The sequence below is a fragment of the Arthrobacter sp. A2-55 genome, from assembly GCF_025548615.1.
Taxonomy (GTDB): domain Bacteria; phylum Actinomycetota; class Actinomycetes; order Actinomycetales; family Micrococcaceae; genus Specibacter; species Specibacter silviterrae.
In genome coordinates this window covers 20,966-46,529 of sequence record NZ_JAJLOZ010000016.1, presented here as the reverse complement: position 1 = coordinate 46,529, position 25,564 = coordinate 20,966, and the positions used below count along the sequence as shown (strand labels likewise).

28 protein-coding genes are annotated in these 25,564 nt (G+C 69.0%); 16 read left to right on the top strand and 12 right to left on the bottom strand.

Annotation, left to right across the window (positions count from 1 at the left end):
- Genes LPN03_RS06640 through LPN03_RS06625 form a run of 4 tightly spaced genes read left to right on the top strand, consistent with a single transcriptional unit; the run spans nucleotide 1 to nucleotide 3,912 of the window.
- Nucleotides 1–894 carry a carbohydrate ABC transporter permease gene (locus LPN03_RS06640; RefSeq protein ID WP_262453619.1) on the top strand — a complete coding sequence of 298 codons (894 nt, stop codon included), beginning with the start codon at nucleotides 1–3 and terminating at the stop codon, nucleotides 892–894.
- Nucleotides 891–2,117: a Gfo/Idh/MocA family protein gene (locus tag LPN03_RS06635; protein ID WP_262453618.1), complete on the top strand. Its 1,227-nt coding sequence runs from the start codon at nucleotides 891–893 to the stop codon at nucleotides 2,115–2,117. Before LPN03_RS06640 ends, LPN03_RS06635 begins: the two co-directional genes overlap by 4 nt.
- Nucleotides 2,114–2,809, top strand: a complete 696-nt coding sequence (locus tag LPN03_RS06630) for a ThuA domain-containing protein (RefSeq protein ID WP_262453617.1) — start codon at nucleotides 2,114–2,116, stop codon at nucleotides 2,807–2,809. Before LPN03_RS06635 ends, LPN03_RS06630 begins: the two co-directional genes overlap by 4 nt.
- Entirely contained in the window at nucleotides 2,794–3,912 is a 1,119-nt protein-coding gene (locus LPN03_RS06625) for a Gfo/Idh/MocA family protein (protein WP_262453616.1), read from the top strand. Before LPN03_RS06630 ends, LPN03_RS06625 begins: the two co-directional genes overlap by 16 nt.
- 4 nt (nucleotides 3,913–3,916) lie before the next feature.
- Here the strand turns inward: LPN03_RS06625 and LPN03_RS06620 are convergent, their stop codons facing one another.
- From LPN03_RS06620 to LPN03_RS06610, 3 genes are read right to left on the bottom strand one after another with little or no spacing between them, the layout of a single operon-like run.
- The gene (locus tag LPN03_RS06620; RefSeq protein ID WP_410468567.1) at nucleotides 3,917–4,807 is read right to left on the bottom strand and encodes an ABC transporter permease; all 891 of its coding nucleotides are present in this window, start codon (nucleotides 4,805–4,807) and stop codon (nucleotides 3,917–3,919) included.
- On the bottom strand, nucleotides 4,797–5,786 hold the full coding sequence (locus LPN03_RS06615) for an ABC transporter ATP-binding protein (protein ID WP_262453615.1): 990 nt from the start codon (nucleotides 5,784–5,786) through the stop codon (nucleotides 4,797–4,799). Before LPN03_RS06615 ends, LPN03_RS06620 begins: the two co-directional genes overlap by 11 nt.
- Nucleotides 5,783–6,985 carry a LolA family protein gene (locus LPN03_RS06610; RefSeq protein ID WP_262453614.1) on the bottom strand — a complete coding sequence of 401 codons (1,203 nt, stop codon included), beginning with the start codon at nucleotides 6,983–6,985 and terminating at the stop codon, nucleotides 5,783–5,785. The genes LPN03_RS06615 and LPN03_RS06610 overlap by 4 nt, the downstream gene beginning before the upstream one ends.
- 122 nt (nucleotides 6,986–7,107) lie before the next feature.
- Here LPN03_RS06610 and LPN03_RS06605 point away from each other — a divergent pair, with 122 nt between their 5' ends.
- Nucleotides 7,108–7,851 (top strand): glycosyltransferase family 2 protein, encoded by a 744-nt coding sequence (locus LPN03_RS06605; RefSeq protein ID WP_165182552.1) that lies wholly within the window; start codon nucleotides 7,108–7,110, stop codon nucleotides 7,849–7,851.
- Here LPN03_RS06605 and LPN03_RS06600 read toward each other — a convergent pair.
- Together LPN03_RS06600 and LPN03_RS06595 are read right to left on the bottom strand one after the other, a co-directional pair.
- Nucleotides 7,848–8,816: an alpha/beta hydrolase gene (locus LPN03_RS06600; protein ID WP_262453613.1), complete on the bottom strand. Its 969-nt coding sequence runs from the start codon at nucleotides 8,814–8,816 to the stop codon at nucleotides 7,848–7,850. The genes LPN03_RS06605 and LPN03_RS06600 overlap by 4 nt on opposite strands.
- A gap of 60 nt (nucleotides 8,817–8,876) precedes the next feature.
- Nucleotides 8,877–9,878, bottom strand: a complete 1,002-nt coding sequence (locus LPN03_RS06595) for an alpha/beta hydrolase (RefSeq protein ID WP_316255614.1) — start codon at nucleotides 9,876–9,878, stop codon at nucleotides 8,877–8,879.
- A 58-nt stretch (nucleotides 9,879–9,936) separates the two neighbouring features.
- Here LPN03_RS06595 and LPN03_RS06590 point away from each other — a divergent pair, with 58 nt between their 5' ends.
- The 3 genes from LPN03_RS06590 (at nucleotide 9,937) to LPN03_RS06580 (ending at nucleotide 12,291) form a co-directional block, all read left to right on the top strand.
- Nucleotides 9,937–10,491, top strand: a complete 555-nt coding sequence (locus tag LPN03_RS06590; protein ID WP_262453612.1) for a DUF488 family protein — start codon at nucleotides 9,937–9,939, stop codon at nucleotides 10,489–10,491.
- Nucleotides 10,488–11,702, top strand: coding sequence for an MFS transporter (locus LPN03_RS06585; RefSeq protein WP_262453611.1), 1,215 nt, complete (start codon nucleotides 10,488–10,490; stop codon nucleotides 11,700–11,702). Before LPN03_RS06590 ends, LPN03_RS06585 begins: the two co-directional genes overlap by 4 nt.
- Nucleotides 11,703–11,853: 151 nt before the next feature.
- Nucleotides 11,854–12,291: an SRPBCC family protein gene (locus tag LPN03_RS06580; RefSeq protein ID WP_165182555.1), complete on the top strand. Its 438-nt coding sequence runs from the start codon at nucleotides 11,854–11,856 to the stop codon at nucleotides 12,289–12,291.
- A 19-nt stretch (nucleotides 12,292–12,310) separates the two neighbouring features.
- Here the strand turns inward: LPN03_RS06580 and LPN03_RS06575 are convergent, their stop codons facing one another.
- From LPN03_RS06575 to LPN03_RS06565, 3 genes are all read right to left on the bottom strand, one after another.
- Entirely contained in the window at nucleotides 12,311–12,934 is a 624-nt protein-coding gene (locus LPN03_RS06575) for a dihydrofolate reductase family protein (RefSeq protein WP_262453610.1), read from the bottom strand.
- 27 nt (nucleotides 12,935–12,961) lie between these two features.
- Nucleotides 12,962–13,306 (bottom strand): VOC family protein, encoded by a 345-nt coding sequence (locus LPN03_RS06570; protein WP_262453609.1) that lies wholly within the window; start codon nucleotides 13,304–13,306, stop codon nucleotides 12,962–12,964.
- A 79-nt stretch (nucleotides 13,307–13,385) separates the two neighbouring features.
- Nucleotides 13,386–14,507, bottom strand: coding sequence for an alcohol dehydrogenase catalytic domain-containing protein (locus tag LPN03_RS06565; RefSeq protein ID WP_262453630.1), 1,122 nt, complete (start codon nucleotides 14,505–14,507; stop codon nucleotides 13,386–13,388).
- A gap of 105 nt (nucleotides 14,508–14,612) precedes the next feature.
- Between LPN03_RS06565 and LPN03_RS06560 the strand changes: the two genes are divergently transcribed.
- The 3 genes from LPN03_RS06560 (at nucleotide 14,613) to LPN03_RS06550 (ending at nucleotide 17,546) form a co-directional block, all read left to right on the top strand.
- Nucleotides 14,613–15,698: an alkene reductase gene (locus LPN03_RS06560; RefSeq protein WP_262453608.1), complete on the top strand. Its 1,086-nt coding sequence runs from the start codon at nucleotides 14,613–14,615 to the stop codon at nucleotides 15,696–15,698.
- Nucleotides 15,699–15,863: 165 nt separating this feature from the next.
- The gene (locus LPN03_RS06555; protein ID WP_262453607.1) at nucleotides 15,864–16,886 is read left to right on the top strand and encodes an isopenicillin N synthase family dioxygenase; all 1,023 of its coding nucleotides are present in this window, start codon (nucleotides 15,864–15,866) and stop codon (nucleotides 16,884–16,886) included.
- Nucleotides 16,887–16,892: 6 nt separating this feature from the next.
- A complete protein-coding gene (locus LPN03_RS06550; protein ID WP_262453606.1) occupies nucleotides 16,893–17,546 on the top strand; it encodes a DUF1684 domain-containing protein in 654 nt (217 codons plus the stop codon).
- Nucleotides 17,547–17,627: 81 nt separating this feature from the next.
- Here the strand turns inward: LPN03_RS06550 and LPN03_RS06545 are convergent, their stop codons facing one another.
- The 4 genes from LPN03_RS06545 to LPN03_RS06530 form a co-directional block, all read right to left on the bottom strand.
- Nucleotides 17,628–19,202 carry a phytoene desaturase family protein gene (locus LPN03_RS06545; RefSeq protein WP_262453605.1) on the bottom strand — a complete coding sequence of 525 codons (1,575 nt, stop codon included), beginning with the start codon at nucleotides 19,200–19,202 and terminating at the stop codon, nucleotides 17,628–17,630.
- Nucleotides 19,203–19,232: 30 nt separating this feature from the next.
- Nucleotides 19,233–19,742, bottom strand: a complete 510-nt coding sequence (locus LPN03_RS06540; RefSeq protein WP_262453604.1) for an HAD domain-containing protein — start codon at nucleotides 19,740–19,742, stop codon at nucleotides 19,233–19,235.
- Nucleotides 19,735–20,028: a DUF503 domain-containing protein gene (locus LPN03_RS06535; RefSeq protein WP_262453603.1), complete on the bottom strand. Its 294-nt coding sequence runs from the start codon at nucleotides 20,026–20,028 to the stop codon at nucleotides 19,735–19,737. Before LPN03_RS06535 ends, LPN03_RS06540 begins: the two co-directional genes overlap by 8 nt.
- A 73-nt stretch (nucleotides 20,029–20,101) precedes the next feature.
- On the bottom strand, nucleotides 20,102–21,277 hold the full coding sequence (locus LPN03_RS06530) for a lactonase family protein (RefSeq protein WP_165182564.1): 1,176 nt from the start codon (nucleotides 21,275–21,277) through the stop codon (nucleotides 20,102–20,104).
- 72 nt (nucleotides 21,278–21,349) lie between these two features.
- Here LPN03_RS06530 and LPN03_RS06525 point away from each other — a divergent pair, with 72 nt between their 5' ends.
- The 5 genes from LPN03_RS06525 to LPN03_RS06505 are packed head-to-tail and all read left to right on the top strand — an operon-like array spanning nucleotide 21,350 to nucleotide 25,515.
- Nucleotides 21,350–22,015, top strand: coding sequence for an RNA polymerase sigma factor (locus LPN03_RS06525; protein WP_262453602.1), 666 nt, complete (start codon nucleotides 21,350–21,352; stop codon nucleotides 22,013–22,015).
- Nucleotides 22,012–22,266 (top strand): anti-sigma factor family protein, encoded by a 255-nt coding sequence (locus tag LPN03_RS06520; protein ID WP_262453601.1) that lies wholly within the window; start codon nucleotides 22,012–22,014, stop codon nucleotides 22,264–22,266. Before LPN03_RS06525 ends, LPN03_RS06520 begins: the two co-directional genes overlap by 4 nt.
- A 56-nt stretch (nucleotides 22,267–22,322) precedes the next feature.
- Nucleotides 22,323–23,207, top strand: coding sequence for an AAA family ATPase (locus LPN03_RS06515; protein WP_165182567.1), 885 nt, complete (start codon nucleotides 22,323–22,325; stop codon nucleotides 23,205–23,207).
- A gap of 3 nt (nucleotides 23,208–23,210) precedes the next feature.
- The gene (locus LPN03_RS06510; protein ID WP_262453600.1) at nucleotides 23,211–24,356 is read left to right on the top strand and encodes a vWA domain-containing protein; all 1,146 of its coding nucleotides are present in this window, start codon (nucleotides 23,211–23,213) and stop codon (nucleotides 24,354–24,356) included.
- Nucleotides 24,349–25,515: an XdhC family protein gene (locus LPN03_RS06505; protein ID WP_262453599.1), complete on the top strand. Its 1,167-nt coding sequence runs from the start codon at nucleotides 24,349–24,351 to the stop codon at nucleotides 25,513–25,515. Before LPN03_RS06510 ends, LPN03_RS06505 begins: the two co-directional genes overlap by 8 nt.
- Nucleotides 25,516–25,564 lie beyond the last annotated feature (49 nt).

Genomic DNA, 25,564 nt, shown 5'->3' with positions numbered 1-25,564 from the left:
ATGGCAACTGTCATCACCAAAAGGGCCGCAGCCGCACCCGCAAGCGACGTTCGCGTGCGGGGAAGGGCCGGGGTGCGCCTGCGCAGGCTCAACCTGCCCGCCGGCGCGGCCGGCTGGCTGTGGCTGGCCGTCATCATCATCCCCATCTACTATGTGGCCATCACCAGCCTGAAGACGCAGGCAGGCTATTTCGGCCAAAACCCGCTGGCCCTGCCCAAGGCGCCCACCCTGGACAACTACAGGATGGTGCTGGCGTCGGATTTCGCCAGGTACTTCCTCAACAGCGCCCTCATTACCGCAGGCACCCTAGTCCCGTCGCTGGCCTTTTCCTTCATGGCCTCCTTTGCCATCGTCCGCGGCCGCGGCCGCTTCCTCAAGGCCGTCAACGGGCTCTTCCTCATGGGCCTGGCCATTCCGCTGCAGGCGGTGATCATTCCGATCTACCTGATGATCATCAGAATGCACCTGTATGACAGCCTGCTGGCGATCATCCTGCCCTCCATCGCCTTTGCCATTCCGCTCAGCGTGCTGATCATGGCCAACTTCATCCGCGACGTGCCCAACGAACTCTTCGAGTCCATGCGCCTGGACGGCTGCAGCGAGTGGCAGACCCTGTGGCGCCTGGCCCTCCCGCTCACCAAGCCGGCCATCGTCACGGTGGCCATCTACAACGGGCTGGGCGTCTGGAACGGCTTCCTGCTGCCGCTTATCCTGACCCAAAGCCCGGAACTGCGCGTCCTGCCCCTGGCCCTTTGGACGTTCCAGGGTGAATACAGCGTCAACATCCCGGCCGTGCTGGCCTCCGTGGTGCTGACCACGCTGCCCATCCTGGTCCTGTACGTGGTGGGCCGGCGCCAGCTGCTCAGCGGCCTCACGGCCGGGTTCAGCAAATGACGGTGGCAACCCGCGCGGAAACCGCCACGGATCCGCGCCCCGCACTCCGGGTGGGCATGGTGGGACATGCCTTCATGGGCGCCATGCACTCCCACGCCTGGCGCACCGCGCCGCATTTCTTCGAGCTGCCGCTGGTCCCGGAACTTGCAGCCATTGCCGGGCGCAACCGGGCCGGCGCGGAACAGGCCGCACAGCGCATGGGGTGGGCCTCCGTGGAGACGGACTGGCAGGCGCTCATCGACCGTGACGACATCGACCTCATCGACATCTGCACGCCGGGCAACACGCACGCGGAAATCGCCATCGCCGCCCTGAGGGCAGGCAAGCACGTCCTGTGCGAAAAGCCGCTGGCAAACAGCGTCGCGGAGGCGGAGCAGATGACAGCCGTTGCCGAAGAAGCCGCCGCACACGGGGTGTTTGCCATGTGCGGCTACTCCTACCGGCGCACGCCTGCACTGGCCCTGATGAAGCGCATGGTGGCGGACGGGCGGCTCGGCACCGTCCGCCAGGTCCGTGCGCAGTACCTCCAAGACTGGCTCAGCGATGCGAATGCGCCCCTCACGTGGCGCCTGGACAAGGCCAAGTCCGGTTCCGGGGCACTGGGCGACATTGGCGCCCACAGCATTGACGCCGCCCAGTTCGTCACTGGGCTGAACATCACGGGCGTCTCGGCGCTGCTGGAAACCTTCACGAAGGAACGCCCGATGGGCGGCGAATTCGTGGGCCTGGGCGGCCACGGCGACGTCACGGCGGACACGCCGCGCGGGCCGGTCACCGTGGATGATGCTGCCCTGTTCACTGCGAGGTTTGACGGCGGCGCCATCGGGGTGTTTGAGGCCACCCGCACCGCCCTGGGCCGGAAGAACGCCATGCGCCTGGAAGTCAACGGCTCACTGGGCTCGGTGGCGTTCGACTTTGAGGACATGAACTTCCTGCAGTTCTATGACGGCACCGACGCCGAAGATGCGCGCGGCTTCCACCGCATCCTGGTCACTGAGCCTGTCCATCCCTATGCCGGACACTGGTGGCCCACGGGCCACGGCCTGGGCTACGAACACGGCTTCACCCACCAGGTTGCCGACCTCCTGACCGCACTGGGCAACAAAACCGCGCCAACGCCGTCGTTCCGGGACGCCCTGGGCGTGCAGCGCGTGCTGGCCGCGGTGGAGGACAGCGCCGCCAACAACAGCCAATGGACCACCATCGAGGAAAGCAAGCCATGAACCACAAAAATGCACTCATTGTCCGCGGCGGCTGGGACGGGCACCAGCCCGTCGAGGCCACCAACCTCTTCATCCCGCACCTGGAAGCCAACGGCTACACGGTCCGGGTCGAGGAAGGCCCGGCCGTATATGCCGACGCCGGCTACATGGCCACTGTGGACCTGCTTGTCCAGTGCAACACCATGAACACCATTGAACGGTTGGAGTTCGAGGGCCTGCGCGCCGCCATCGAGGCAGGGACGGGCATGGCCGGCTGGCACGGCGGCATTGCGGACTCCTACCGCAACAACTCGGACTACCTGCACCTGATCGGCGGCCAGTTCGCCTGCCATCCAGGCAAGCACCCGGACGAACGCACCGGAGGGCAGGGCGACAACTACGTGCCGTACACGGTGAACATGGCCCCGGCCGCCGCCACGCACCCCATCACGGAGGGCATCGGCGACTTCGAGCTCACCACCGAGCAGTACTGGGTCCTCGCGGACAGCTACATCGACGTCCTCGCCACCACGACGCAAATGGTGCGTGAATGGGACCCCTGGCACCGCGAGGTCACCTCCCCCGCCATCTGGACCCGCCAGTGGGGCAAGGGCCGCATCTTTGTCGCGACCCCCGGCCACCACGTGGACATCCTGCAAAATTCCAACGTCAAGACCATCATCGAAAGAGGCATGCTGTGGGCCAGCCGCTAAACACCCCCAACACCACCCCCCTCAACGTCGGCATTGTGGGCTGCGGCAACATCATTGCCCAGTACCTGGCCACATTCCCCGCCCTCCCCGCCGTCCGGCTGGTGGCGGTGGCGGACCTGGACCCGGCCCGGGCCAGCGCCGTGGCAGAAGGCCTGCCGGGCGTCCGCGCCCTGGGCGTGCAGGAGCTGCTGGACGACGCCGAGGTGGACTTGGTCCTGAACCTCACCATCCCCGCCGCGCATGCGCAGGTGGCGCTGGCCGCCATTGCCGCAGGGAAGCATGTCTATGGCGAAAAGCCCCTGGCCGCCACCACGGCGGAGGGCCGGGAAGTGCTGGCCGCCGCCGCGGCGGCCGGCGTCCTGGTGGGCAGCGCTCCCGACACGGTGCTGGGCACGGGCATACAGACCGCCCGCAAGGCGATTGACGACGGTCTGATCGGCGCCCCCGTCGCCGCCACCGCCACCATGGTGACGCCCGGGCACGAGCGCTGGCACCCCAACCCCGATTTCTACTACGTCCCCGGGGGCGGGCCGCTGCTGGACATGGGGCCCTACTACGTTTCGGCCCTCGTCACCCTGCTGGGGCCGGTCGCTTCCGTCATCGGGGCGGCCAGCCACACCCGCACGGAACGCACCATCGGCACGGGCCCGCGTGCCGGGGAAGCCATCCCGGTCACCACCGACACCCATGTGACCGGCGTGCTGGTCCACCGGTCGGGGGCGCTGTCCACGCTGGTCATGAGCTTTGACGCTGTGGCCACCCGGGCCAGCAACATCGAGGTGCACGGGACGGCCGGTTCGCTGGTGGTGCCGGACCCGAACCACTTTGACGGCGACGTGCTGCTGCGGACCCTCGACGGCGGCGCCTGGGAAACCCTGCCCGTCTCCGGCGGCTACGTGGACTCCGGCCGCGGCTTCGGCCTGGCGGATCTGGCCCTGACCCCGGCCGGGGAGGAACCGCGCGCCGGCGGACGGCTCGCCTTCCACGCCCTGGACGTCATGGAGTCGCTGCTGGAATCCGCGCGCACGGGCCGCTCCGTGGCCATCGCCAGCAGCTGCGAACGCCCCGCGGCCGTGCCGCTCACGGAAGCCGTCCCCGTTTAGGAACTTACGACAGGACGTCCTTGGTAGTGAAGCGGCCGTAGGCGAGTGCCCCGAACACTGCCACATAGCCCAGCTGCAGCAAGGCGTTGCTGCCAAAGGACGACCATTCGACGGGCTGCCGCAGCAGGTCGGCAAAGCCCAGCCACCAATGGCTGAACAGCCAGGGGTGGAGCCAGTCCAGCTGCGGCAGCGCGTCAAGAACCTGGGAGGCAATGGCAAGCACCACGGTGGCGGCCATTGCCCCGACGGGGACATCGGTGAGAGTGGAAATGAACAGGCCGATGGCACCCAGGCCCAGCAGGGAGAGCACAACGTACGCGCCCACCAGCAGGATCCGGCCCTCCGCCGTCCAAGCATCCACGAGGTCCCCGGACAGCAGCGGCACCGGCCCCACCGGGAACAGCAGCAGGCCAATGGCCGTGCCTGCCAGCACGACGGCGGCCACCGCCGCCAGTGTGAAGGCGGCGGTCCCTGCGAACTTGACCAACAGGAGACGGGCGCGCCCGGCGGGGGCCGCCAGCAGGTAGCGCAGCGTCCCCTGCCCGGCCTCCCCCGCAATCGTGTCGCCGGAAACCACGCCCACCGTGAGCGGGAGAAACAGCGGGGTGCACAGGACCAGCGACGTCAGAACCACGAACAGGCCGTTCCCTGTGATCCTGTCCAGGAACACCGGCCCGTGGCCGGCGCGGGTGCCATTCGTCAGCCGGACTGCCACGGCAATGAGCACGGGCACGGCGGCGAGCACCGCCAGCATGGCCCAGGTGCGCCTTCGGCGGAACATCAGCGACAGTTCGGAGACCAGCAGCGGCGCAGTCCGGGCGCGCGGGCGCGCTGCCGGGGGCCTTGCCGGGATTCCGGCCGGCGGAGCGGATTCAGGGGCGGTGTCAGCGGGCAACGTCGAAACCCTCCCCCGTCAATTCCACGAATCTGTCTTCCAGGCTGCCCTTGTCAACGGAGAAGCCGCGCACCCGCACGCCGAAGCCCACCAGCGCCTCAACAATGTCCTCGGCCGGGACGGCCGCAGCCGGCAGCACGGCCGTGACAGCTGCCGGGCCGGCGCCGTCGTTCACCGGTTCCACCGTGCCGGGGACCAGTCCCAGGCGGGCCAGCACGGTGCGGGCGGCGCCGGCGTCGGGCGTCAGGATGGTGACCTTGGCCTGCCCGGCGGACCGCAGCTCCTCCAGGGTGCCCTGGGCCACGAGCCTGCCGGCGCGCATGACGGCGGCGTGCGTGCAGATCTGTTCGACCTCGGCGAGCAGGTGGCTGGAGACGAAGACGGTGGTGCCGTCGTGGGCCAGCGAGGCAATCAGCTTCCGCACCTCGCGCGTGCCCTGGGGGTCAAGGCCGTTGGTGGGCTCGTCCAGGACCATCAGTTCACGCGGGCGCAGCAAGGCGTTGGCCAGCCCCAGCCGCTGCTTCATGCCCAGTGAATAGGCCTTGACCTTTTTCCCTGCCGCCGCGCCCAGCCCCACACGGTCCAGGGCCTCCTCGACACGGACCCGGCGGGTGGCGGTTGGTGCGTACGGGCAGGCCGCGTCCAGCCGTTGCAGGTTGGCCCGACCGGTCAGGTAGGGGTAAAACGCCGGTCCTTCGACGAGGGCGCCCACCCTCGGCAGCACGGCGTCGAGCGCTCGCGGCATGGCCTGGCCCAGCACGCTGGCCGTGCCGCTGGTGGCGTTGGCCAGGCCCAGCAGCATGCGGATGGTGGTGGTTTTGCCGGATCCGTTGGGGCCCAAAAAGCCAAAGACGGCGCCGGCGGGGACCCTCAGGTCCAGCTTGTCGACGGCTGCTTGGCTGCCGTAGCGCTTGCCCAGGCCATGGGTTTCGATGGCCGCGGTGCCCGGTGTTCCCCCGGCCGCCGGGCCGCCCTTCACCGGGCCGCCGAGGCCGGCTGCAGGGCAGCGAGCGGGACGGCGCCTGCGTAGAGGGCCCCGTCAGGGGTGACCAGGACGGTGAACAGGCTCGTTGAGAGCGCATGCCCGCCGGGGACTGCCTGCAGCAGCTGGGCGAGGACCGGCGTGGACGTCATGCCAGCCGGGACTGTGCCTGCGGGGGCCTGGAGGATGGCGGCCCAGCCTGTCCCGCTCACGGACACCGGCGCCTTGCCGCCGTCGAGCGTCTTGCCGGAGGAGCGTTGCGGCAGCGGCACCGCGGAGTTGGTGACTGTGGCCCCGGGCGGGGGCGTGAAGGTGAACATTGATGCCGCCGGGGCCGCCAGGGTGAGCTGGCTGAAACCGACCTCAAAGGCGGCCTTGTCCTGGCCCTTGGCCTGGACGGTGACCCTCAGGGGCATGCCGTTGTTGGCGTCGACGGCGATGGTGACCTTGGCGACCAGCGTGGCTGCCGTCCGGGGCACCAGCTCCAGGCTGTACGCCGGCTCCCTGGCAACAGTCACGTTGGCCCCCAGGCTCACGGCCGTGCCGGGGTCAAGGTTTTTCAGGATGTCCGCGGCGATGGCGGCCGGGGTCTGGACGGGGGAACCGGGGACCTGGTTGGCGTCGTGGGGCGCCATGGGCGGCAGGGTCGCCACCCCGGGCACAGGCTTGGAGTTTGGCGGCGCAAGGCCGCCGGTGGCGGCGCCGGGGCGCAGCGGGTTCGACACCGTGTACTTGGTGGCTGTGTTGGCCGCGGAATCATAGGTCCACACCGTGGTGCCGTGATGTACCACGTCACGCTCGGCAAGGCTGTCCATGAGCTGCACGCGCTGGCTTCCTGCGCCGTCCAGATATACGCGCGCCGTGTGCGGCGCGGTCAGGAATGCCACCAGCTGGCCCAGTCCCGCGGCAGGCCCGGCGGCGCCGGACTGGCTCGAGGCGCCGCCCGTGGCGATGGCAGGCAGCTGGGGCAGTCCCAGGTCAGCGGTTTCCTCCAGCGTTCCGGAGAGTGGCTGTGGATGGCTGGCGACGGCCAGTGCCAGCACCTGGGCCGCCGTCCTGGCGGGAACGGTGGCGGGCGCCTGGGCCTGCAGTGGCCCGGCCAGGACCACCCCGGCAACGATCGCCGGCATGGCGGCGGCCGGCATCCACCGCACCCAGCGGCGGCTCATGGCCGCCAGCCCAAGACTGGCCCACACTCACAACACATGCCTTAAGGCTACGCCTTCCGGGCCCCGCGGAACTGTGAATTCACCGCCAAATCGGCTTGGCCGCCACGGCCTCCACCCGGCGCTGGCCGGCTGGCTGTAAGGTCGGCACCATGGGCTCCATCGCCGTCGTCATTCCGTCCCGCAATGACGCCCCCATGCTTGCCGCATGCCTGGCCGCGCTGTCTGGGCAAACCCGGATGCCGGACCAGGTCATTGTGGTGGACAACGGCAGCACCGACAACACTGCCGAAGTGTGTGCCACGGCAGGGGTGCGCAGGATCGTCTCGCCCCTGCCGGGCATCGCGCCGACGTCAGCCCACGGCCTGGATGCCGCGGATGCTGACATCCTTGCGCGGCTGGATGCCGATTCCCGGCCGCCCCGGGATTGGCTGGCGAGGGTGGAGGCGGCCCTGGAGGAAGCGGGGCCGCTGTCCCTGGTGACGGGCCCGGGTGACTTTTATGGCGGCAGCAGGCTGGTCTGCTGGCTGGGGCGGACGGCCTATCTGGGCGGCTATTTCCACGTGGTGGGTTTCCTGCTGGGGCACAAGCCGGTGTTCGGCTCAAACTTCGCCATGACGGCGGACGTGTGGGCCAGGATTGGCCCGGTGGTGGACAGGGAGTCGCCCCTGGTCCATGACGACCTGGACATCTCCTACCGGCTGCGCCCCGACATGCACGTTGTGTACGACCCCACGCTGCGCATGCCCGTTTCGGCCCGCCCGTTCCGCAGCTGGGGTGAGCTGGGCCTGCGGCTGGCCAAGGCGTGGACCACCTTCGCCCTCGAATTCCGCACCGAACCGCCCCTTCGCCGCCGGCTTCAGCGGCGCCGCTGGGCCAGGAACCACCCCGCCTAACCGGACGAGATGAGGGCCAGCAGGTCCCGGGAGAGCTGGTTCGGCGAAGTTTCGCAGGGGCTGTGCCCGCCCGGGTACACGGCCAGCCGGGCTCCCGCAGCCCGGGCAAAGGCGGCGTGCAGAGTGGTAGGCCACAGGTCGTGCTGCCCCACGGCCACCAGCTTGGGCAGCGGGGCGGCGGCGAGCGTGGCCGCCACGTCCGGCGTGTGCTTCATGAGCGCCACTATGTCCCGAACGGACTGCCGCCGCGTCAAGGTGAACCTGTTGCGGACAAACCGCAGCCGGCCCGGCGGGACCGGAATAAAGTTGCGCCGGATCCCCCAGACCATCAACGCCGCACCCACCCGCCCGGTGGCCAGTCCCGTCGCGGGGCCGATCCTGCTGACGCCGCGAAAGGCCTGCCCGGCCAGCGGGGGGCAGCTGAGCAGGGTGATGCTGGCAAAGAGTTCAGGCCGCGCGGCCAGGGCCAGTGCGGCAACCGTGCCGGCAAAGGAATAGCCCACCACATGGACAGGCCGCCCCGCGGCGGCCGTCACGGTGCCGAGCACGGCCAGCACGTCCTCCACAAAGAGTCCGTAGCTGTAGCGGGGCTGTGGCGGCACCAGGTTTTCGGGGCCGGCCCCGCCCGATTCGTATTGGCCGGCCAGGTCAAAACTGATGGCATGGCAGCCGGCCGCCGCGAGAAGGGGCATCATCAGGACAAAGTCCTCCTTGGAGCCCGTGGCACCTGGGACCAGCACCACCGGCACGCCGTCAGGTTCGCCCAGGGCAATGGCAGCCAGCACCCCGCTGGGGACCCGGTAGGTAGTGCGGCGGAAGCCGGCCGGGAGAACGGCCCAATCCAGGTCCGGCAGCCCGGCGTCCAGCCGTGCCTCCGGGTCCGGCACCCCCTCGGCAGCCGGGCCGGGCACGGAAGCCGGCCACGCACCGCCGTCGTGCCTCGTCCTGCCTTGGTGGCGGTGCATCCAAGCCCCCTGCCCCTGGCCCTTTCGGAAACGGCGGATCCGGCGGATCCGCCCGTGCAGCTATGCGGCCACCCGCCGTATAAAGGATTGTAGGCGCCGGTACACTTCCTGGGACTCGGGAAAGCGGAAATTCTGCTGCCAGGTGTGCTCGGTGTTTGCCCTCTCCCACCCGTAGACCAGGGAATCCACCCGCACGCCATGGTTGCGGAGGCTGGCAATCAGGTTCATGTTGGCCCGGTAAAAGAAGTCGCGCTCGGAGGTGGTGATGAAGACCGGCGGGCAGCGGGAATCCAGCCACTCGATGGGCGACATGTAGTGGGCGGCTTCCCGCAGCCTCAGCCGGGCGTCCCTGCCGGCAGGCGCCGAGCCGTGCGGCATCAGCATGCGGATGAAATTCAGGCTCAGGACAAATCCGGGATCAAAGAACACTGAAAAGTCGGCCACGGAGCAGTGCTGCACCAGGCCCCGCACGCTGGCCGTCGGCAGGGCGGGCGCCAGGCGGTAGTGCTGCGCGAGCAGGGGGCGGAACATGGCGGCAGCCATGAGCGCTGCGATTTGCCCGCCGGCCGAGTCGCCGCCCAGCACCATTCGGCCCGGATCCCCGCCCAGCCGGCCAATGTTCGCCCGCACCCAGGCCAGGGCGGCGTTGGCATCCTGGAGCACGTGGCCCAGCTGGAAGCGCGGGGCCTTGCGGTAGTTGACGTTGACCACCACCATTCCCCCGGCCGCCTGGCTGGCACAGTACTTGGTCAGCGGTTCCTTGTCCCCGGACGTCCAGCCGCCGCCGTGAAAGTACACGTAGACGGGCAGCGGGCCCGCCCCGGCCGGCTCGGGTGCCATGACGTCCAGGCGGTGCGAGGGGAGGTGATCGCCCACAAAGTCAATGTCGCGCCAGCTCCGCACCCCGGGCACGGGATCTGCATTGAAACGGACCCGTTCGGCGTTCTTGACGGAGTGCATCAGCAGCCGCCACGCCCAGACGGGGACGCGGCGCAGTACCGCCCGCGCGCGCCGGCCCAGCGAAAATACGCCCCCGGAGCGGGGGCGCAGCCGTTCCTCCATTGGCCCCACGCTACTCCCCGGGGACGGGCGCCGTCAGGGGAAGCGTAGTGTGGAAAGCATGGCTGACATCACTATTTTCACGGTGGGCCACTCAACGCATCCCATGGACCAGTTCCTTGCCTTGCTGGGCGCCCACGGCATCAAGGCACTGGTGGATGTGCGCACCATTCCCAAGTCCCGGCACAACCCCCAGTTCATGGAGGACGTCCTGGCGGCTGAGCTTCCCGCCGCCGGAATCACCTACCGGCGCGCCGAGGCCCTGGGCGGCCTGCGGCCGGCACACAAGGACAGCATCAACACCGGGTGGCGCAATGCGTCCTTCCGCAACTATGCGGACTACATGCAGACGCCGGACTTCGCCGCCGCTGTGGACCGTCTGCTGGCTGGCGCTGCGGATTGCCCCACGACCATCATGTGCGCCGAGGCGGTCCCGTGGCGCTGCCACCGCTCCCTCATTGGGGACGCGCTGCTGCTTCGCGGCGCCACGGTGCTGGACATCATGACGCCGGCGTCGGCCAAGCCGCACCAGCTCACTCCTTTCGCCCACGTGGACGGGCTCACCCTGAGCTACCCGCCGCTGCCGGACGCTGCGCCTGTCCAGGCACAGCGTTGAGCGGCACCGGGACAACGCCCCGCACAGCTCCGCCAGCCGGTCCGTCCGGTGGCCCGGCCCGCAACGCCTTCCTGGCCCTCGTCACGGCTGCGGCCTTCCTGACGTTTGCCCAGGCGTTCATGGTGGCACCCATCCTGCCGCAGCTGGCCGGCGCATTCGGCACTGACGTTGGCATGGCGGGCCTGGCCGTTCCCGCGTACCTGGTGCCGTATGGCGTCATGACGCTCTTTTGGGGGCCGCTCTCGGACAGGATCGGCCGGCGGCCAATTATCGCCGGGTCCATGGTGGTCTTTGCCGCCCTGACTGCCGTCACCGCGCTGTCGCCGTCGGCCGGGGTATTCATCGGCATGCGGGTGGCCACCGGCGTCGCAGCGAGCGGCGTGGTGCCAATTTCGCTGGCCCTGATTGGCGATGTCTTCGCCTTTGCCGAACGCGGAAGGGCTCTCGGCTGGCTCTTCGGCGGCATGGCGGGCGGGATCGCCGTGGGATCCACGGCCGGTGCGCTGGCGGAACCCTTCCTTGGCTGGGCCGGCTTGTTTGTGGCCTCGGGGGCGGGGATCCTGGCCTTGGCCGGACTCGCCGTCCTGCTGCTGCCGGCCCCGCGGCCCGCGTCCGGGGTGCTGCCATGGGCCGCCGTCGCCTCGGGCTACTGGCGCCTGCTGGCCACAGGGCGCGGCGCACGGACCTACGGCTACGTGCTGCTCAACGCCGTGCTGCATTCGGGCATCTACACCTGGTTGGGCGTGTTCCTGGCCCACCGCTTTGGACTGGGCCCCATTGGCGTGGGCCTGGCGCTGCTGGGCTACGGCATACCCGGGTTCCTCTTCGGACCTCTCATCGGCCGGCTCGCGGACAGCTTGGGGCGGGCGCGGATCATCCCGGCAGGCATGCTGGTGGCTGCCGTGTGCGCACTGGTCCTGGCGGCCGCCGCCCCGCTCCCCGTTGTGGTTGCGGCCATCGCGGCATTGTCCCTCGGGTACGACATGACGCAGCCGCTGTTTGGTGGGATCGTTACCGACCTCCCCGGCAGCATCGGCCAGGCCGTGGGTCTCATGGCCTTTGTCCTGTTCCTTGGCTTTGGCACCGGAAGTTTGATCTTCCAGGCCGTCCTGGGGGCAGGCTTCCCCGTGGCCCTGGCCGCTTTTGGCATTGCGGCGCTCGTGGCCGCTGCCGCCGCCGTCCCGTTATTCCGTACCGAACGCCCGCAGTAAACGCCCGCAGTGAAGGCCCGCCAACTCCGCCACCGAACCCCGTCCTGAACCCTGCCCGAATATTTGTGTGCGCAGGCTTCCCGGACCCGTTCGCGTGCCGTAATATTCGAGCCAGCCGGCACCGCACGGGTGCCCTCCCCAGGAGCCGACCATGCCACATGCAGACCATGAAGTGCTCATCCAGCGCAGCCCCGCCGACGTCTTTGACTTCCTGGCCAACGGCCTCAACAACCCGCTGTGGCGCACGGGCGTTTCGCACGTGCGCCTCGCCAGCGGCACCGCCGGAGTTGTTGGTGCGGTCTACAGCCAAAAGATGGCCGGCCCCGGCGGGCGCACCATCGACGGCGACTACAGGATCACCGAGTCGGAGCCCGGCGTCAGGCTGCGCTTTGAGGTGGTGGCCGGCCCCGCCCGCCCCACCGGCAGCTTCACCCTTTCAGGGCACGACGCCGGCACCTCCGTGGCGTTCAGCCTGGACCTTGAGCCGAAAGGGTTCATGAAACTCATGGGACCCATGATCACCAAAACCATGAAGTCCGAAGTCGCCCAGCTGGATAACCTCAAGCGGGTGCTTGAAGAGGGCCGGTAGGGGCCGTTCGCTGCGCACCCTAGACTTCCGGGCCTCCGTTCCCCATGACACCCACACCTGGCGTGCCGGCGGCCAGTTCGTACCGTTGCAGCACCGCGCCCTTGGGCGAGGCGATGACGGGTTCGAGAAGTGTGAGGTTCGCAGGAACCACTCCTTCGGCGAAGACCTTCTTGCCACTGCCCAGGAGGATCGGGTAGACCCACAGGGTGAGCCGGTCGAACAAGCGGTCGGCGAAGAGTGTCTGTACGAAGTCGAGGCTGCCTATGACGTGCAGGCCCTCATGCCGCGCGCGCAGTTCATGCACCCCGGCTGCGATGTCGGGACCGAGCTGCGTGGAGTTGTCCCAGGGAAGGGCATGCGGCTGGCGGGAGGCCACGTACTTGGGGACACGGTTGAACAGCTCCGCTATGGTCCCTTTCTGCTGCGGCCAGTACGCCGCGAAAATCTCATATGTCCTTCGCCCAAGCAGCAGGGCGTCCAGATCTTGCATTCCGGCTTCGACCTGCCCGCCGACAACGCTGTCCATGAGCGGTGCCTGCCAGCCGCCAAACGTGAAACCGCCGCCGGCGTCCTCGTCCGGCCCGCCGGGAGCCTGGGCCACGCCGTCGAGGGTGGTGAAGAGGTCGATGTGGATGAGTCCCATGTCGTGCTCCGTTCCCGCGGAAGCGAGTCAGGCAGCCTTCGGGCGCCAGACGCCGAAGCGGTTCCCCTGCGGGTCGACAAGGTGGGCGAACTCGATGGCGCCGTTGTCAACCAGCGGCACGGCAACGCTGGCGCCCAGCCCCACGGCCTTGGCAATGCTCGCGGCAACATCCTCCACCTGCACGTAGAAGATGGCCCAGTTCCCGCCGCCCATTGAGGAGGTGTCCCACAGGCCACCCTGCTCGCCGTTGACCATGCTGTAGCTGGCCTCCGACGGCGGCCCCACGGGCCAGTCGAACATGCCCGAGTAAAACGCCTTGCTCGCTGCGGGATCCGGCGTGCCGATTTCAAAGTAGTTGACCGAATGGGACATGGCGGACCTTCCGGGACGGGGTGGAATTTTGGTGTACGCCACCAGTTTGGCCTTGCCGGGCGCCCCGCACAAGGGGCCGCTACCGGCCGACGGTGAACAGCCTGCGCACCACCCTCCCGTCGGCGAGCGCGTCAAGCGCCTCGTTGATCTCGGACAGTGGCTTGGTGTCAGTGTGCAGGAGCTCCACAGGCAGGCGCCCCTCCCGCCACATTTGGATGTAGGCCGGGATGTCGCGGGCCGGGTCAGCGTCCCCCATGTAGGAGCCCAGAAGCCGCTTGCCGGTCCCGGCAAATTGCAGCGCCTGGACCTGGAGCAGCTGGTCCGGGTGCGGCAATCCGACCGATACCAGGGCCCCGCCGCGCGTCAGCAGGGCCAGGCAGGCTTCCATGACCCTGGCGCTGCCCACTGCCTCAATGGCCACATCGACACCGTCGCCGGCGTGGTCGGCAACGAGCGCCGGCGCCTGGTCGGGGGTTCCGGCAAAGTGCGCCCCGCACTGCAGGGCCAGGGCCTGCTTCTCGGGCAGCGGGTCAATGGCAATGACAGTGGTGCCGGATATTCCAGCCGCGCCCATGACGGCGGAGAGTCCCACGGCCCCGAGCCCAAACACAATCACGGATTGGCCCGGCGCCACCTTGGCCGTGTGGACCACTGCCCCCATGCCGGTGAGGACGGCACAGCCGAACATGGCGGCAATGTCGAAGGGCACGTCGCCATCCACCACCACCAGCGACTCCCGTGCCACCAGGGCGTATTCGGAAAAGGCGGACACGCCGAGGTGGTGGTTGATGCGCTCGCCGGAGACCGTTCGGAGCACGGCGTCCCCGTGCAGCAGGTCCCCGGTACCGTTTGCTGCGGCGCCCCGGTGGCAGAGGGCGGGGCGCCCGCCGGCGCAGGCCCGGCACTGCCCGCAGCTGGGCACGAAGACCGTCACCACCCGGTCCCCCGGGGCCACCCCCGCGACGGCAGGCCCGACGGCGGCCACGGTGCCGCTGGCTTCATGCCCCAATGCCATGGGCAGCGGCCGGAGCCGGGAGCCGTTGATGACGGACAGGTCGGAGTGGCAAAGGCTGGCGCGCTCAATCTTGACCAGGACCTCGCCCGCCCTCGGCTTGGGCACCGGCAGCTGCTCCATCCCCAACGGTGCGCTTGCGGCATAGGGGCGGCCTTCCTGCGAGGAACGGAGCACGGCGGTGGTCATCAGTTTCTGGTCCATGTGATTCAATCTACAACTCGGCGGCTGCGCCCTCCGGGAATAGCTGACGGCAGGGGAGGCGTTGCCGCAAGCGGACCGCGTTGTCAAAAGATGAGGAAGAAACCTGCCGTGAATTTGTTTTCCCCAGTCACCCTCGGGGACCTGGACCTGCCCAACCGGCTGGTCATGGCCCCTCTCACCCGTTCCCGCTCCGGCCTGGACGGCGTCCCCGGCGACCTTGTCGTGGAGTACTACCGCCAGCGCGCCTCCATGGGCCTGCTGGTGTCCGAGGGCACCTACCCCAGCTTTGCCGGGCAGGCCTTCGTCCGGCAGCCCGGCCTGGTGACGGACGAACACATTGCCGGTTGGAAGCGGGTGACGGACGCAGTCCATGCCGACGGCGGTCGCATCATCGCCCAGGTCATGCACTCGGGCAGGGTCACCCACCCTGAAACAAACGGTGGACGGCAGGTGGTGGCCCCCAGTGCCGTGGCCATTGACGGCGTCACCCGCACCTACGCGGGGAAGCTGCCCTACCCGCTCCCCCATGCCTTGGATGAGGGCGAGCTGCCAGGCGTCGTTGGAGAATTTGTCCAGGGTTCCCGCAACGCAATGGCCGCCGGCTTTGACGGCGTGGAACTCCACGGGGCCAACGGCTACCTGCTCCATGAGTTCCTGGCGCCGTCCGCCAACCGGCGCACGGACGCCTATGGCGGGAGCCCGGAAAACCGGGCCAGGTTCGTCATCGAGACCGCGGCCGCCGTTGCGGAGGCCATAGGCGCCGGGAGGACATGGCTGCGCATCTCCCCCGAACACAATGTTCAGGGCGCCCTGGAGACTGATCCTGCCGATGCCCTGGCCACCTACTCCGCCCTCATGGACGGGCTGGCACCCCTCGGACTGGCCGGGCTGAGCATCCTGCACCAGGATCCCGACGGCGGGCTGGTCCAGGAATTGCGCAGGCGCTTTGGCGGTCCGGTGCTGGTGAACACGGGCTTTGCCACCGTCACCACGCTGCAGGACGCCGAGGCGGTGGCCGGCTGGGCTGACGCCGTGGTGGTGGGCCGTCCCTCACTGGCCAACCCCGACCTGGTCCGGCGCTGGTCCGAGGGCCTTCCCCTCAACGAGCCTGACCACACCACGTTCTACACCGAAGGTCCCGCCGGCTACACCGATTACCCGTTCTGGTCGAATTAAGAGTTGCCCACCCGCCTCAAAACCACAAAACGTTCGACGGCCGCACCCGCGGGAGTGCCGCCGTCGAACTTTGTTGAAAATGATGGATTGGCAAAAAGCAAGGCAATTCTGCAACATGACGCAACATTTCTTTATTATTACGCCGGAGGGGACCACGCTGGTGTCATGAGCACAACACGCACCTTTGTCCCCGTCCTGGACCTGTCAACAGCCCGCGGCGAAGACGGCGGCTTCAACCCGGACTTCATTGACGCACTGCGCGACGCCGCCCACCATGTGGGCTTCTTCCAGGTCACCAACTACGGTGCCCGGGACGGCCAGGCGCAGGAGCTGCTGGACACCCTGGCGGGATTCTTCCAGCTGCCGCTCCAGGAACGCCTGGACCTGGACAACCGGACGTCGGCGCAGTTCCGCGGCTACACCCGGCTGGGCACCGAGATCACCCGGGGCCGCGCCGATTCCCGCGAACAGATCGACTTCGGCCCGGACCGCGAACCGCTGGCCGACGTCCCGGCGGACAAGCTCTTCCTGCGGCTGCAGGGCCACAACCAATGGCCTGCGGGATACCCGGAGCTGGAAAAGGCCGCGGAACAATGGGCGCAGCTCATGTCCGGCATTGGCGCGGAACTGCTGGCCGGGATCAGCACCGCCCTGGGCCTGCCGGAGGACTACTTTGCCGCACCCTTCGCAGGGACGCCGGCGTGGATGGGCAAGTTGGTCCACTACGTGGGCGGCCAGGTCCCGGAAGCCGGCACGCAGGGCGTGGGCTCGCACGCGGACTATGGCTTTGTGACCCTGCTGCTTCAGGACGCAGTGGGCGGGCTGGAAGTCCAGCCCCACGGCCAGGAGGAATGGATCCCCGTCGAGCCCATCCCGGGGGCCCTGGTGGTGAACCTGGGCGAAATGCTGGAGGTTGCCACGAACGGCTACCTGATGGCCACCATCCACCGCGTCACCGCTCCCCCGCCCGGCGTGGACCGGTACTCCGTGCCGTTCTTCTGGTCGCCGCGCCTGGACGCCGTCATCGACCCGGTGCCCCTGCCGCCGGAGCTGGCAGCCGAAGCCCGGGGCGTCAGCGACGACCCCGACAACCCCATGCTGTCCTCCTACGGGGCCAATGTGCTCAAGGGCTGGGTCCGCGCGCACCCGCAGACGGCGGCCATCCACTACCCCGAACTTGGCGGTTAGCCGGCCATGGGCAGCGCCGCGGACACGGGTCCGGCAGCGGCAATCGACGTCATGGACTGGCGGCTGCGCACTTTCGCGCTGTACGCCGCCGTGCGCAGCAGCGCCACGTCCGACGGCGCCGCGGCGTCCCATGCGCTGTGGGTGAGGGAACGCGACAACATGTTCGCCACCCACCCTGCGTCGGCCCTGAACGCCGCGAAGAAGGCCGGATTCGAAGGCCTGAAAATTGCCGCCTACGACCCTTCGTTTCGCTTCGACTGCCGGCTATCCGGCGACGGGGCCGGGGAGGAAATGCTGGTCCGGACCGGCACCGATGGGACGGTTCCGTTCCAGCGGCTGGGCACCTTCGACATCCCCGGCGTGGGCCGGCTGGCAGCGTGGCAGCTGCGCAGTTACGGCGGCGGCATATTTGTGCCCTTCCGGGACGGCAGTTCGGGAAAGCCAGGTGGCAGCTACGGGGCCGGCCGCTACCTGCTGGACACCATCAAGGGCGCTTTCCTGGGGCACGACGGCGGCGAATTCACACTGGACTTCAACTTCGCCTACAACCCATCCTGTGCCTATGACGAGGCATGGGCCTGCCCCCTGGCCGGGCCCGCCAACCGGCTGGCGATCGAAGTTCCCGTCGGCGAGCTGTACCTGCCCGAACTCGCCACCTGACGCGCCAACGGTCACTTAACGTGGATGTTGCAGTAAAACATCCACGTTAAATGCCCGCTCGCGCGAGGTTTTCGCGGGCAGCTACGCAGTCCCGAGCTCGTCCAGGACAGCCATGGCAGCGTTGTGCCCGCCCAGGCCGCTGACCCCTCCGCCGCGGCGGGCGCCGGCACCGCAGATCAGGATCCGCTCATGGCCCGTGTCAACGCCCCACCGCTGCGCCGGGGTGGCGCGCGCCGCACCGTCCTCCAGGAACGGCCACTCAAGCGGCCCATGGAAGATGTTCCCGCCCGGCATGTTCAGGGCGTGTTCCAGGTCAAGTGTCGTCTTGGTCTCCACGCAGGGAACCCCGGCGGCATCGTTCAGCAACAGTTCCTCGACAGGCTCGGCCAGCACCGAATTCAAGGACGCCAGCGCTGCATCCTGAAGTTCCTGCCTCATGGCCTCATTGTTTGACTCGTTGAGCCAGCGGTGGGGTGTGTGCAGCCCAAAGACTGTCAACGTCTGTGCCCCGGTGGCCGCGAGCTCGTCGGAGAGGATGCTGGGGTCGGTCAGGGAGTGGCAATAGATTTCACACGGGAGCGGCCCCGGCATCTCCCCGTCTGAGGCAGCACGGTAGGAGTCCTCCAGGTGCCCGTAGCCTTCGTTGATGTGGAAGGTTCCGCCAAACGCAGCCTCCGCCGAAACAGACTCGTCCCGGAGCCGCGGCAGCCGGCGCAGCATGAGGTTGACCTTGACCTGGGCACCCTCCGGTCCCTGGACACCGGTCATGGCTTCGCCCAGCAGCCCCCGCAGCACGGCGGGTGCCACGTTGGCCAGCACGTGGCGGCCCCTTACCACCGCCTCGGTGCCGAAACGGCGGTAGCTGACTTCGCCGTCGTGCGTCACCCGGGTCACCTCGGCGCGGGTCAGCAGCTGGGCACCGGCTTCGCGGGCCGCACGCTCGAGTTCGGCGGTGACGGCGCCCATTCCGCCGATGGGGAGGTCCCAGTCACCGGTCCCGTTGCCGATGACGTGGTAGAGGAAGCAGCAGTTGGCGGCGAGCGACGGGTCCTCCAGCGAGGTGAAGGTGCCGATCAGGGCATCGGTGGCGATCAGGCCGCGCACCGTGTCGTTGCCGAAGCGGGCAGTGATGGCCCGGCCGATGGGCTGCTCTATCAACTGGTTCCAGAGGGCGTCGTCGCCAAGCAGCGCACGGGCCTCGGACCGGGTCGGCAGGGGTTCGCAGACGGTTGGGAAGAGTGCGCGTGCCAGCCGTGCGGTGTCGGCGTGGAATCCGGCCATGGCGTCAAAGTCCTCGCCTGCGCCGAGCCGGTCAAAGGAGGCCCGGCTCGCCGCCGCGTCGCCGTGGTCCACCAGCAGTCCCGCACCCGGGCGGGCCGGGTCAGGGGTGTAGGAGGAGTAACGGCGTCTGGCCAGCTCCAGCTCGAGTCCCATTTCCTCGATGATGCGCTTCGGCAGCAGGCTCACCAGGTAGGAATAGCGTGACAATCGTGCGTCCACGCCCTTGAAAGCCGTGGCTGAAACCGCCGCGCCGCCAAGGTGGCCGTCCCGTTCAAGGACCAGCACACTTTTGCCTGCGCGGGCCAGGTACGCGGCTGCAGTCAGCCCGTTGTGGCCGCCGCCAACGATGACGACGTCGTGGGTGGTGGGTGCCATGGGCTCACCTTTCGCCAGGGCCGGCCGTGCTCAGCCGTCCAGGAATGCCTCAATGCGGAGGATGTCTGCACGGGCAATGCCCCGCCGGGGATCCGGCGAGATGCCCAGAATACCCCGGCCCAGGAAGGCCATCCACGCGAGGGCGGACTCCTCAAAGCCAAGCTGGTCGTCTATCCAGACCGCGCGCCCCGGGCGGTGGCGGGAAATGTCGCGCTGGATGGCCTCCAGCTTCCACCACTCGCGGGTTCCCTTTTGTTCGCTGTAGCGCAGCACCGGCCAGTGGCGCCCTTCCAGGCCGATGGCGTGGCAAAGGTACTTGGGTGCCATGTCCTCCCAACTGGTCAGCCAGACAAAATGCACGCCGGGGCGGGCGGAGAGCCGGTTGAGCTCCTCCACCAGTTCCGGCGCCCAGTGGACGCCCAGCATGCCAATCTCCACCTGCTCAAACCCCGTCCCCCAGTCCGAAAACCCCTCTGGCCCGAACGGGCAGAGCACCCCGTCAACGTCGAGGTAGACGGTGGCGCGCGGCGCGTCAGTCATCGCCGGTCACCGTGCGCCGCCGCACGCTGAGCAGGTCCATGCCCGGGCGGTACGCCAGGTAGCGTTCCACGGCGTCGAGGACCTCCACCGCGTGGGCCCTGTCTGCGGCCACCAGCGCGGCCCCAATGACCGCGCGCCTGTGCAGCTCCTGGAATTCCACCTCGGCGACGGACACGTCAAAGCGCCTGCGGACTTCCGCAACCACGGGGCGCAGCACGGACCGCTTTTCCTTCAATGACTGGACATCGCCCAGCAGCACGTCGCATTCCATCCAGCCGATCCACATAACACCATGGTCCTCCTGCTCTGCGCGCTGGCACAGTGCGGGAGGATCATGGCTACGGCAACGCCAGGCAAACTCAGGACACGGCAATGCCCTCCATGCCGGAGCCGTTGTCCGCCGACAGCCCCGTGACTGCACCCACGCTGGCCAATGTTCCGTCCTGTGCCACCGAGAATTCATCAATGGCACCGGCCCCCGTGGCGAGTTGGTACAGGAAGTGGCCGTCGGCAGTGGAGGCGATGTCCACCGGTCCGGCGTCGGTTGTGGCGGACACCCCGCTTGGCTGCAACAGGCTCAGCCCGCCCCCGGCACCGACCCGGTAACCGGTGATGGTGGCGCTGCCCGCGTTGGCCGCATACAGGTAGCCGCGGGCATTGGTGGTCCAGCACGTTGCGGCCTGGCCGTTGGCTACCGGCCCGGACACCAGGCTCAGCCCGCCCCCGGCACGCAGCTGGTAGGCCGAGACACTGCCGCTCGCGTTGGCCACCTGCAGGCGCCCGCCGGCGTCGAACGTCAAGGCGAAGGGCACAGCCCCGGCCGACGGCGTGACCACGGGCGCCGCCGTCGGCTCACCGGAGCGGCCCAAGCTGAAGACGTCCAAGGTGTTGTGCGCCTTGGTGGCGACCACCAGGTGGGCCCGGTCAGGGCTGATTGCCACCTGCGCGGGGGCCTGCAGGAAAGCGGGCACGTCCGCGTTGCCCAGGCCCAGTGTCCGGGTGGAACCCGGCAGCGGGACAACCCGGCCGTCCACCTCCCGGAATCCGGAGACCGATCCTTGGCCCCCGGCGTTGAGGACGTAGGCCAGGCCTCCGCTGACGGCCACCGACGTCGGGAACAAGCCCCGGCTGGGCAGGACCTCGCGCAGCTGCAGCCGGTCGCCGTGGACCTTGAAGACGGTCACTGTGTTGCTGCCGGCATTGACTGCGAACAACAATTGGGCCGGGGAGTCGAAGGTCAGCGAACCCTGGGAGGCGAGCGGGTCCACGGCGGCGCCTGTTTCCGCGCCGCCCAGCCCGCCCGTGGCATAGCTTCCCGCCCGCGTCAGGGTGCCGGCGTCGGACCGGTCGAAAACCGTCACGGAGTTGCCGGCGGCGCCATTGTTCTGGACGAACACGGCACCGGCCGGGGACCCGTGCCATTCAGGGCCGGCCGCCACGGACGGCACGGCCCCCAGTAGTCCGGCGCCAAAGGTTGCGGCCGCGGCGGCTGCACCCAGGGCGATCTTTTTGATGGTTGCATGGTCAGTGAACATGTGATCTCCTCAGATTATGGTTTCACTGCATGATCAGTGCGCCGGACCGCCGATTCGTTACACGGGCCCAGCATGTCCGCACTGAAACCCGCCCCAATCCAGCCGGCGCTGCAACCCACCGAGCTGGCCTTGGCCGCCCGGCTGATTGCCGGCGACGAGGCGGCCTTCGCTGAAATCGTGGCCGCCTATTCACCTCTCATGCTGCACGTGGCGCGGGGGTTCGTGGCGACGCGGACCTCGGCGGAGGACGTGGTGCAGGAGACCTGGCTGCAGGTCTGCCGCAGCCTGGAGGGCTTCGAAGGGCGCTCCACCCTGCGCACCTGGGTGCTCGCGATCACCCGCAACGTGGGCCGGCGGCATGGGGCCGCGGAAGCCAGGGAGCTGGCCTGGTCCCAGCTGGACGACGGCGGCGGAACCGTCGATCCGCAACGGTTCCGGGGCAGCCAGGATCCGTGGGCCGGCGGCTGGACCACAGCCGGCGCTCCCGTGGCGTGGAGTCCGGAACAGCTCGCCCTGGACGGGGAGGCCCTGACCCTGGTGACCCGGTGCCTCCGCGAGCTGCCGTTGCGCCAGCGCACGGTGGTGGAACTGCGCGACGTGGACGGCCTTGACGCCGGGGCCGTGTGTGATATTTTCGGCATCAGTGCCAGCAACCAGCGGGTGCTGCTGCACCGCGGCAGGGCCAAGCTGCGCCAGCTGCTCGAAGACTACTACGGCGGCCGGGAGGCGGCACCATGACACCGTCCAGCCCGCTGACCTGCCGACAGGTGGTCGAAATGCTCACCGACTACCTTGAGGGGGCCCTCGCCCCCTCCACGGCGGCAGCCCTTGAGGAACACCTGGCCACCTGCCCCGGCTGCAGCACCTACCTGGCGCAAATCAGCCACACCGTCCGGCTGTTGGGTGCAGTCACCCCGGACGAGCTGCCGGAGTCCACGCAAAAGGGGCTGGTGGCGGCGTTTCGCGGGCTCCGCCCGCCCAAGACCTGACCGCTCTGCGGCGACCGGCCGGCCCGTCACTCCGCCCGTGGCCCTATGCTGGTGCCATGACGAAGACGTCCATTGAGTCCGCTGCAAAGTTGTCTGCCATGCTGGCCTCCACCGGCTACCTGGCCGATGAAGGCCTGGCCACCATCGGCTACCTGTCCCTGGCCATGGAGCGCCCGCTCCTGCTCGAAGGGGAGCCCGGCACGGGCAAAACCTCGCTCGCGGAGGCCATTGCAGAGTCATTTTCCCTGCCCCTGATCCGGCTGCAGTGCTACGAGGGGATCGATGCCTCCCAGGCGCTCTACGACTGGGACTTCACCGCCCAGATCCTGCACCTGCGCAGCGTTGAGGCCCGCGGCGGAGGCGGCCTCAGTGCCGCCGAACTGGAGAGCTCCCTGTATGACGGGCGCTTCCTGCTGGCACGGCCCATCCTGAAGGCCCTCCAACAGAGTCCGGCAGTGCTGCTCATTGACGAAATTGACCGGGCGGACGACGAATTTGAGGCATTCCTGCTGGAAGTGCTCTCCACCTACCAGGTTTCCATCCCCGAATTCGGCACCGTCAAGGCCGCCACGCCGCCTGTGGTGGTGCTGACCTCCAACCGGACCCGCGACCTCCACGACGCCTTGAAGCGCCGCTGCCTCTACCACTGGATCGACCACCCCGGCCTGGCCCGCGAGGTGGAAATTGTGCGCACCCGCCTGCCCGAGGTGCCGGCCCTGCTGGCCCAGCAGGTGGTCCGGGTGGTTCAGCAGATCCGCGCCACGGACGACATCCTCAAGCCGCCGGGCGTGGCAGAGACCCTTGACTGGGCCCGCGCCCTGCACCAGCTGGGCCGGGCCGAGCTGGACCTTGCCTCCGCCGCGGCCAGCATTGGCGCCCTGTGCAAATACCGGGAGGACACGGAGCGTGTCACGGCGGCCTTGGCCAGAATGCTGGGCTGATGCATGCCGGAGCGCTCAGCCATCCTTGAGGCCGCGGGCCCGCCCGGGCACAGTGCCGAGGAAATCCTGTTGGCCTTCGCCGCCGCCGTGCGCGCGGCCGGCGTTCGGGTGACGGCGGACCGGGCCCGCAGTTTTGTCGATGCGGCTGCCAGGCTTTCGATGGGCCAGCCGATGCTGTTGCGCGGCAATGTTTTTTGGGCGGGCCGGGCCACCCTTTGCGGCGCCCCCGAGGACCTGGCCACCTACCAGCGCACGTTTGAGGCCTGGTTTGCACCGCACCACGCGCCGCCGCAGGCCAGCCAGGGTGCCCCCACCACGGTCAGGGAAGCCTCGCTGGAGGACGACGCCGGCACGTCCGGGAACGGCGAGGACCCGGTGCACGCCGTGGCCAGCCGGCTCGAGCTGCTCCGGCACCGCGACGTGGCCACGCTGGACGCCGCCGACCGGGCCCGCCTCAACCGCATGTTCGGCGAGCTGCAGGTTCGCCTGCCCACCCGCCGCACGCGGCGGAAGAAGCTCAATCCGCATGGGGATGTGGACAGGGTCCGCACCCTGCGCGACCAGCTGCGCCGGAGCGGGGAACCGGGCCCGCTGCGCCTGGCCAAGGCCCCCCGGAAGCCGCGGCGGCTGGTGTGGCTGATCGACGTCTCCGGCTCCATGGCCCCGTATGCGGACAGCCTGCTGCGCCTGGCCCATTGCGTGGTGGCTGCGGCGCCGCGGCAGGTGGAAGTGTTCACCCTGGGCACCCGGCTGACCCGTGTGACGGCGGCGCTGCGCGCTCCGGACCCGGACGTGGCGCTCCAGCAGGCCGGGCGCGCCGTCCCGGACTGGTCCGGCGGCACCCGCCTGGGCGAGGTGCTGCGGGCCTTCAACAACCGTTGGGGGCAGCGCGCGGTGGCGAGGGGCGCCGTCGTCGTCATTGCCAGTGACGGCTGGGAGCGGGGCGACCCGGCGCTGCTGGGCCGGCAGGTGGAGCGGCTGCACCAGGTGGCCCGGGCCGTCATCTGGTCCAACCCGCACCGTGGGAAATCGGGCTACGAGCCGGTGCAGCAGGGAATCAAGGCCGTCCTGGCGCACGTTGACTGTTTTATGGGGGGCCACTCGATGAAGGGTTTTGAGGAGTTGTTGGATGTGATGGGCAATGCGTGAAGTGTTGAAGGATTTGCTCGAGGCCGTGGCAGGCGGGCACACCGTGGGGCTGGGCACCGTGGTGCGCACCTTCCGGTCGGCGCCCCGGCCCGCGGGGGCGTCGATGATGGTCGACGCCGACGGCCGGGCGGTGGGCTCCGTCTCGGGCGGCTGCGTGGAAGGCGCCCTGTACGAGCTGGCGACCGCGGTGGTGGAGGACGGCTCTCCCGTGCTGCAGCGCTATGGCATCACCGACAATGACGCCTTCGAGGTGGGCCTGACCTGCGGTGGCATCATGGATGTCTTTGTCGAACCCGTCTCACTGGCCACGTTCCCGGAGCTGCAGGGCGTGGCCGACGACGTGGCAGCCGACCGTCCCGTGGCGGTGGTGACGGTGATCGAACATCCGGATCCGGCCTGGCTGGGCCGGCACCTGGTGGTGCGCCCCGACGGCTTTGAGGGCACGCTGGGCAGCTCCCGCGCCGACCACGCCGTCAGCGACGACTCCCAGGGGCTGCTGGCCGCCGGGCGCAACACCACGCTCATGTACGGCCCGGACGGCGAGCGCCGCGGCGACGGCATGCGCGTGTTTGTGGCCAGTTTTGCCCCGCAGCCGCGCATGCTGGTGTTCGGGGCCATTGACTTTGCCGCCGCCGTGGCCCGGCAGGGCAGCTTCCTGGGCTACCGGGTGACGGTGTGCGACGCCCGCGCCGTGTTCGCCACCAAGGCCCGCTTCCCCGTGGCCGACGAGGTGGTGGTGGAATGGCCGCACCGGTACCTGCAGGCACAGCTCGACGCCGGCCAGGTGGACCCGCGCACCGTGGTGTGCGTGCTGACCCACGACCCGAAGTTCGACGTCCCGCTGCTGGAGGTGGCGCTGCGCCATGACCTGGCGTATGTGGGCGCCATGGGTTCGCGCAACACGCACGACGACAGGCTGGGGCGCCTGCGCGAGGCCGGATTGACCGAGGCGGAGCTGTCCCGTCTCTCCAGCCCCATCGGCCTGGACCTGGGATCGCGCACGCCGGAGGAAACCGCTGTCTCGATTGCCGCGGAGATCATTTCCCTCCGGTGGGGCGGAAAGGGCACCCGGCTCAGCCACATGGACGTGCGCATCCACCACGAACCCCTGGTTGACGGGGCGCACGGGGACCCGGCCGTGGATTCGAAAGTGCCCTAACTAAAAGCCCCCCGGTGGGGTAACGTGGCTCACATCAGGGCTGGAGGCG

What these genes read in the sequence shown, in the direction of transcription:
- LPN03_RS06570 (WP_262453609.1), bottom strand. Translation starts at nt 13,306, where the DNA reads ATGTCCCATTCGGTCAACTACTTTGAAATCGGCACGCCGGATCCCGCA.
- LPN03_RS06505 (WP_262453599.1), top strand. Translation starts at nt 24,349, where the DNA reads ATGCGTGAAGTGTTGAAGGATTTGCTCGAGGCCGTGGCAGGCGGGCAC.
- LPN03_RS06630 (WP_262453617.1), top strand. Translation starts at nt 2,114, where the DNA reads ATGAACCACAAAAATGCACTCATTGTCCGCGGCGGCTGGGACGGGCAC.
- LPN03_RS06540 (WP_262453604.1), bottom strand. Translation starts at nt 19,742, where the DNA reads ATGACTGACGCGCCGCGCGCCACCGTCTACCTCGACGTTGACGGGGTG.
- LPN03_RS06550 (WP_262453606.1), top strand. Translation starts at nt 16,893, where the DNA reads ATGGGCAGCGCCGCGGACACGGGTCCGGCAGCGGCAATCGACGTCATG.
- LPN03_RS06535 (WP_262453603.1), bottom strand. Translation starts at nt 20,028, where the DNA reads ATGTGGATCGGCTGGATGGAATGCGACGTGCTGCTGGGCGATGTCCAG.
- LPN03_RS06555 (WP_262453607.1), top strand. Translation starts at nt 15,864, where the DNA reads ATGAGCACAACACGCACCTTTGTCCCCGTCCTGGACCTGTCAACAGCC.
- LPN03_RS06605 (WP_165182552.1), top strand. Translation starts at nt 7,108, where the DNA reads ATGGGCTCCATCGCCGTCGTCATTCCGTCCCGCAATGACGCCCCCATG.
- LPN03_RS06510 (WP_262453600.1), top strand. Translation starts at nt 23,211, where the DNA reads ATGCCGGAGCGCTCAGCCATCCTTGAGGCCGCGGGCCCGCCCGGGCAC.
- LPN03_RS06515 (WP_165182567.1), top strand. Translation starts at nt 22,323, where the DNA reads ATGACGAAGACGTCCATTGAGTCCGCTGCAAAGTTGTCTGCCATGCTG.
- LPN03_RS06520 (WP_262453601.1), top strand. Translation starts at nt 22,012, where the DNA reads ATGACACCGTCCAGCCCGCTGACCTGCCGACAGGTGGTCGAAATGCTC.
- LPN03_RS06545 (WP_262453605.1), bottom strand. Translation starts at nt 19,202, where the DNA reads ATGGCACCCACCACCCACGACGTCGTCATCGTTGGCGGCGGCCACAAC.
- LPN03_RS06595 (WP_316255614.1), bottom strand. Translation starts at nt 9,878, where the DNA reads ATGGAGGAACGGCTGCGCCCCCGCTCCGGGGGCGTATTTTCGCTGGGC.
- LPN03_RS06575 (WP_262453610.1), bottom strand. Translation starts at nt 12,934, where the DNA reads ATGGGACTCATCCACATCGACCTCTTCACCACCCTCGACGGCGTGGCC.
- LPN03_RS06635 (WP_262453618.1), top strand. Translation starts at nt 891, where the DNA reads ATGACGGTGGCAACCCGCGCGGAAACCGCCACGGATCCGCGCCCCGCA.
- LPN03_RS06560 (WP_262453608.1), top strand. Translation starts at nt 14,613, where the DNA reads ATGAGGAAGAAACCTGCCGTGAATTTGTTTTCCCCAGTCACCCTCGGG.
- LPN03_RS06565 (WP_262453630.1), bottom strand. Translation starts at nt 14,507, where the DNA reads ATGACCACCGCCGTGCTCCGTTCCTCGCAGGAAGGCCGCCCCTATGCC.
- LPN03_RS06600 (WP_262453613.1), bottom strand. Translation starts at nt 8,816, where the DNA reads ATGCACCGCCACCAAGGCAGGACGAGGCACGACGGCGGTGCGTGGCCG.
- LPN03_RS06530 (WP_165182564.1), bottom strand. Translation starts at nt 21,277, where the DNA reads ATGTTCACTGACCATGCAACCATCAAAAAGATCGCCCTGGGTGCAGCC.
- LPN03_RS06525 (WP_262453602.1), top strand. Translation starts at nt 21,350, where the DNA reads ATGTCCGCACTGAAACCCGCCCCAATCCAGCCGGCGCTGCAACCCACC.
- LPN03_RS06580 (WP_165182555.1), top strand. Translation starts at nt 11,854, where the DNA reads ATGCCACATGCAGACCATGAAGTGCTCATCCAGCGCAGCCCCGCCGAC.
- LPN03_RS06640 (WP_262453619.1), top strand. Translation starts at nt 1, where the DNA reads ATGGCAACTGTCATCACCAAAAGGGCCGCAGCCGCACCCGCAAGCGAC.
- LPN03_RS06590 (WP_262453612.1), top strand. Translation starts at nt 9,937, where the DNA reads ATGGCTGACATCACTATTTTCACGGTGGGCCACTCAACGCATCCCATG.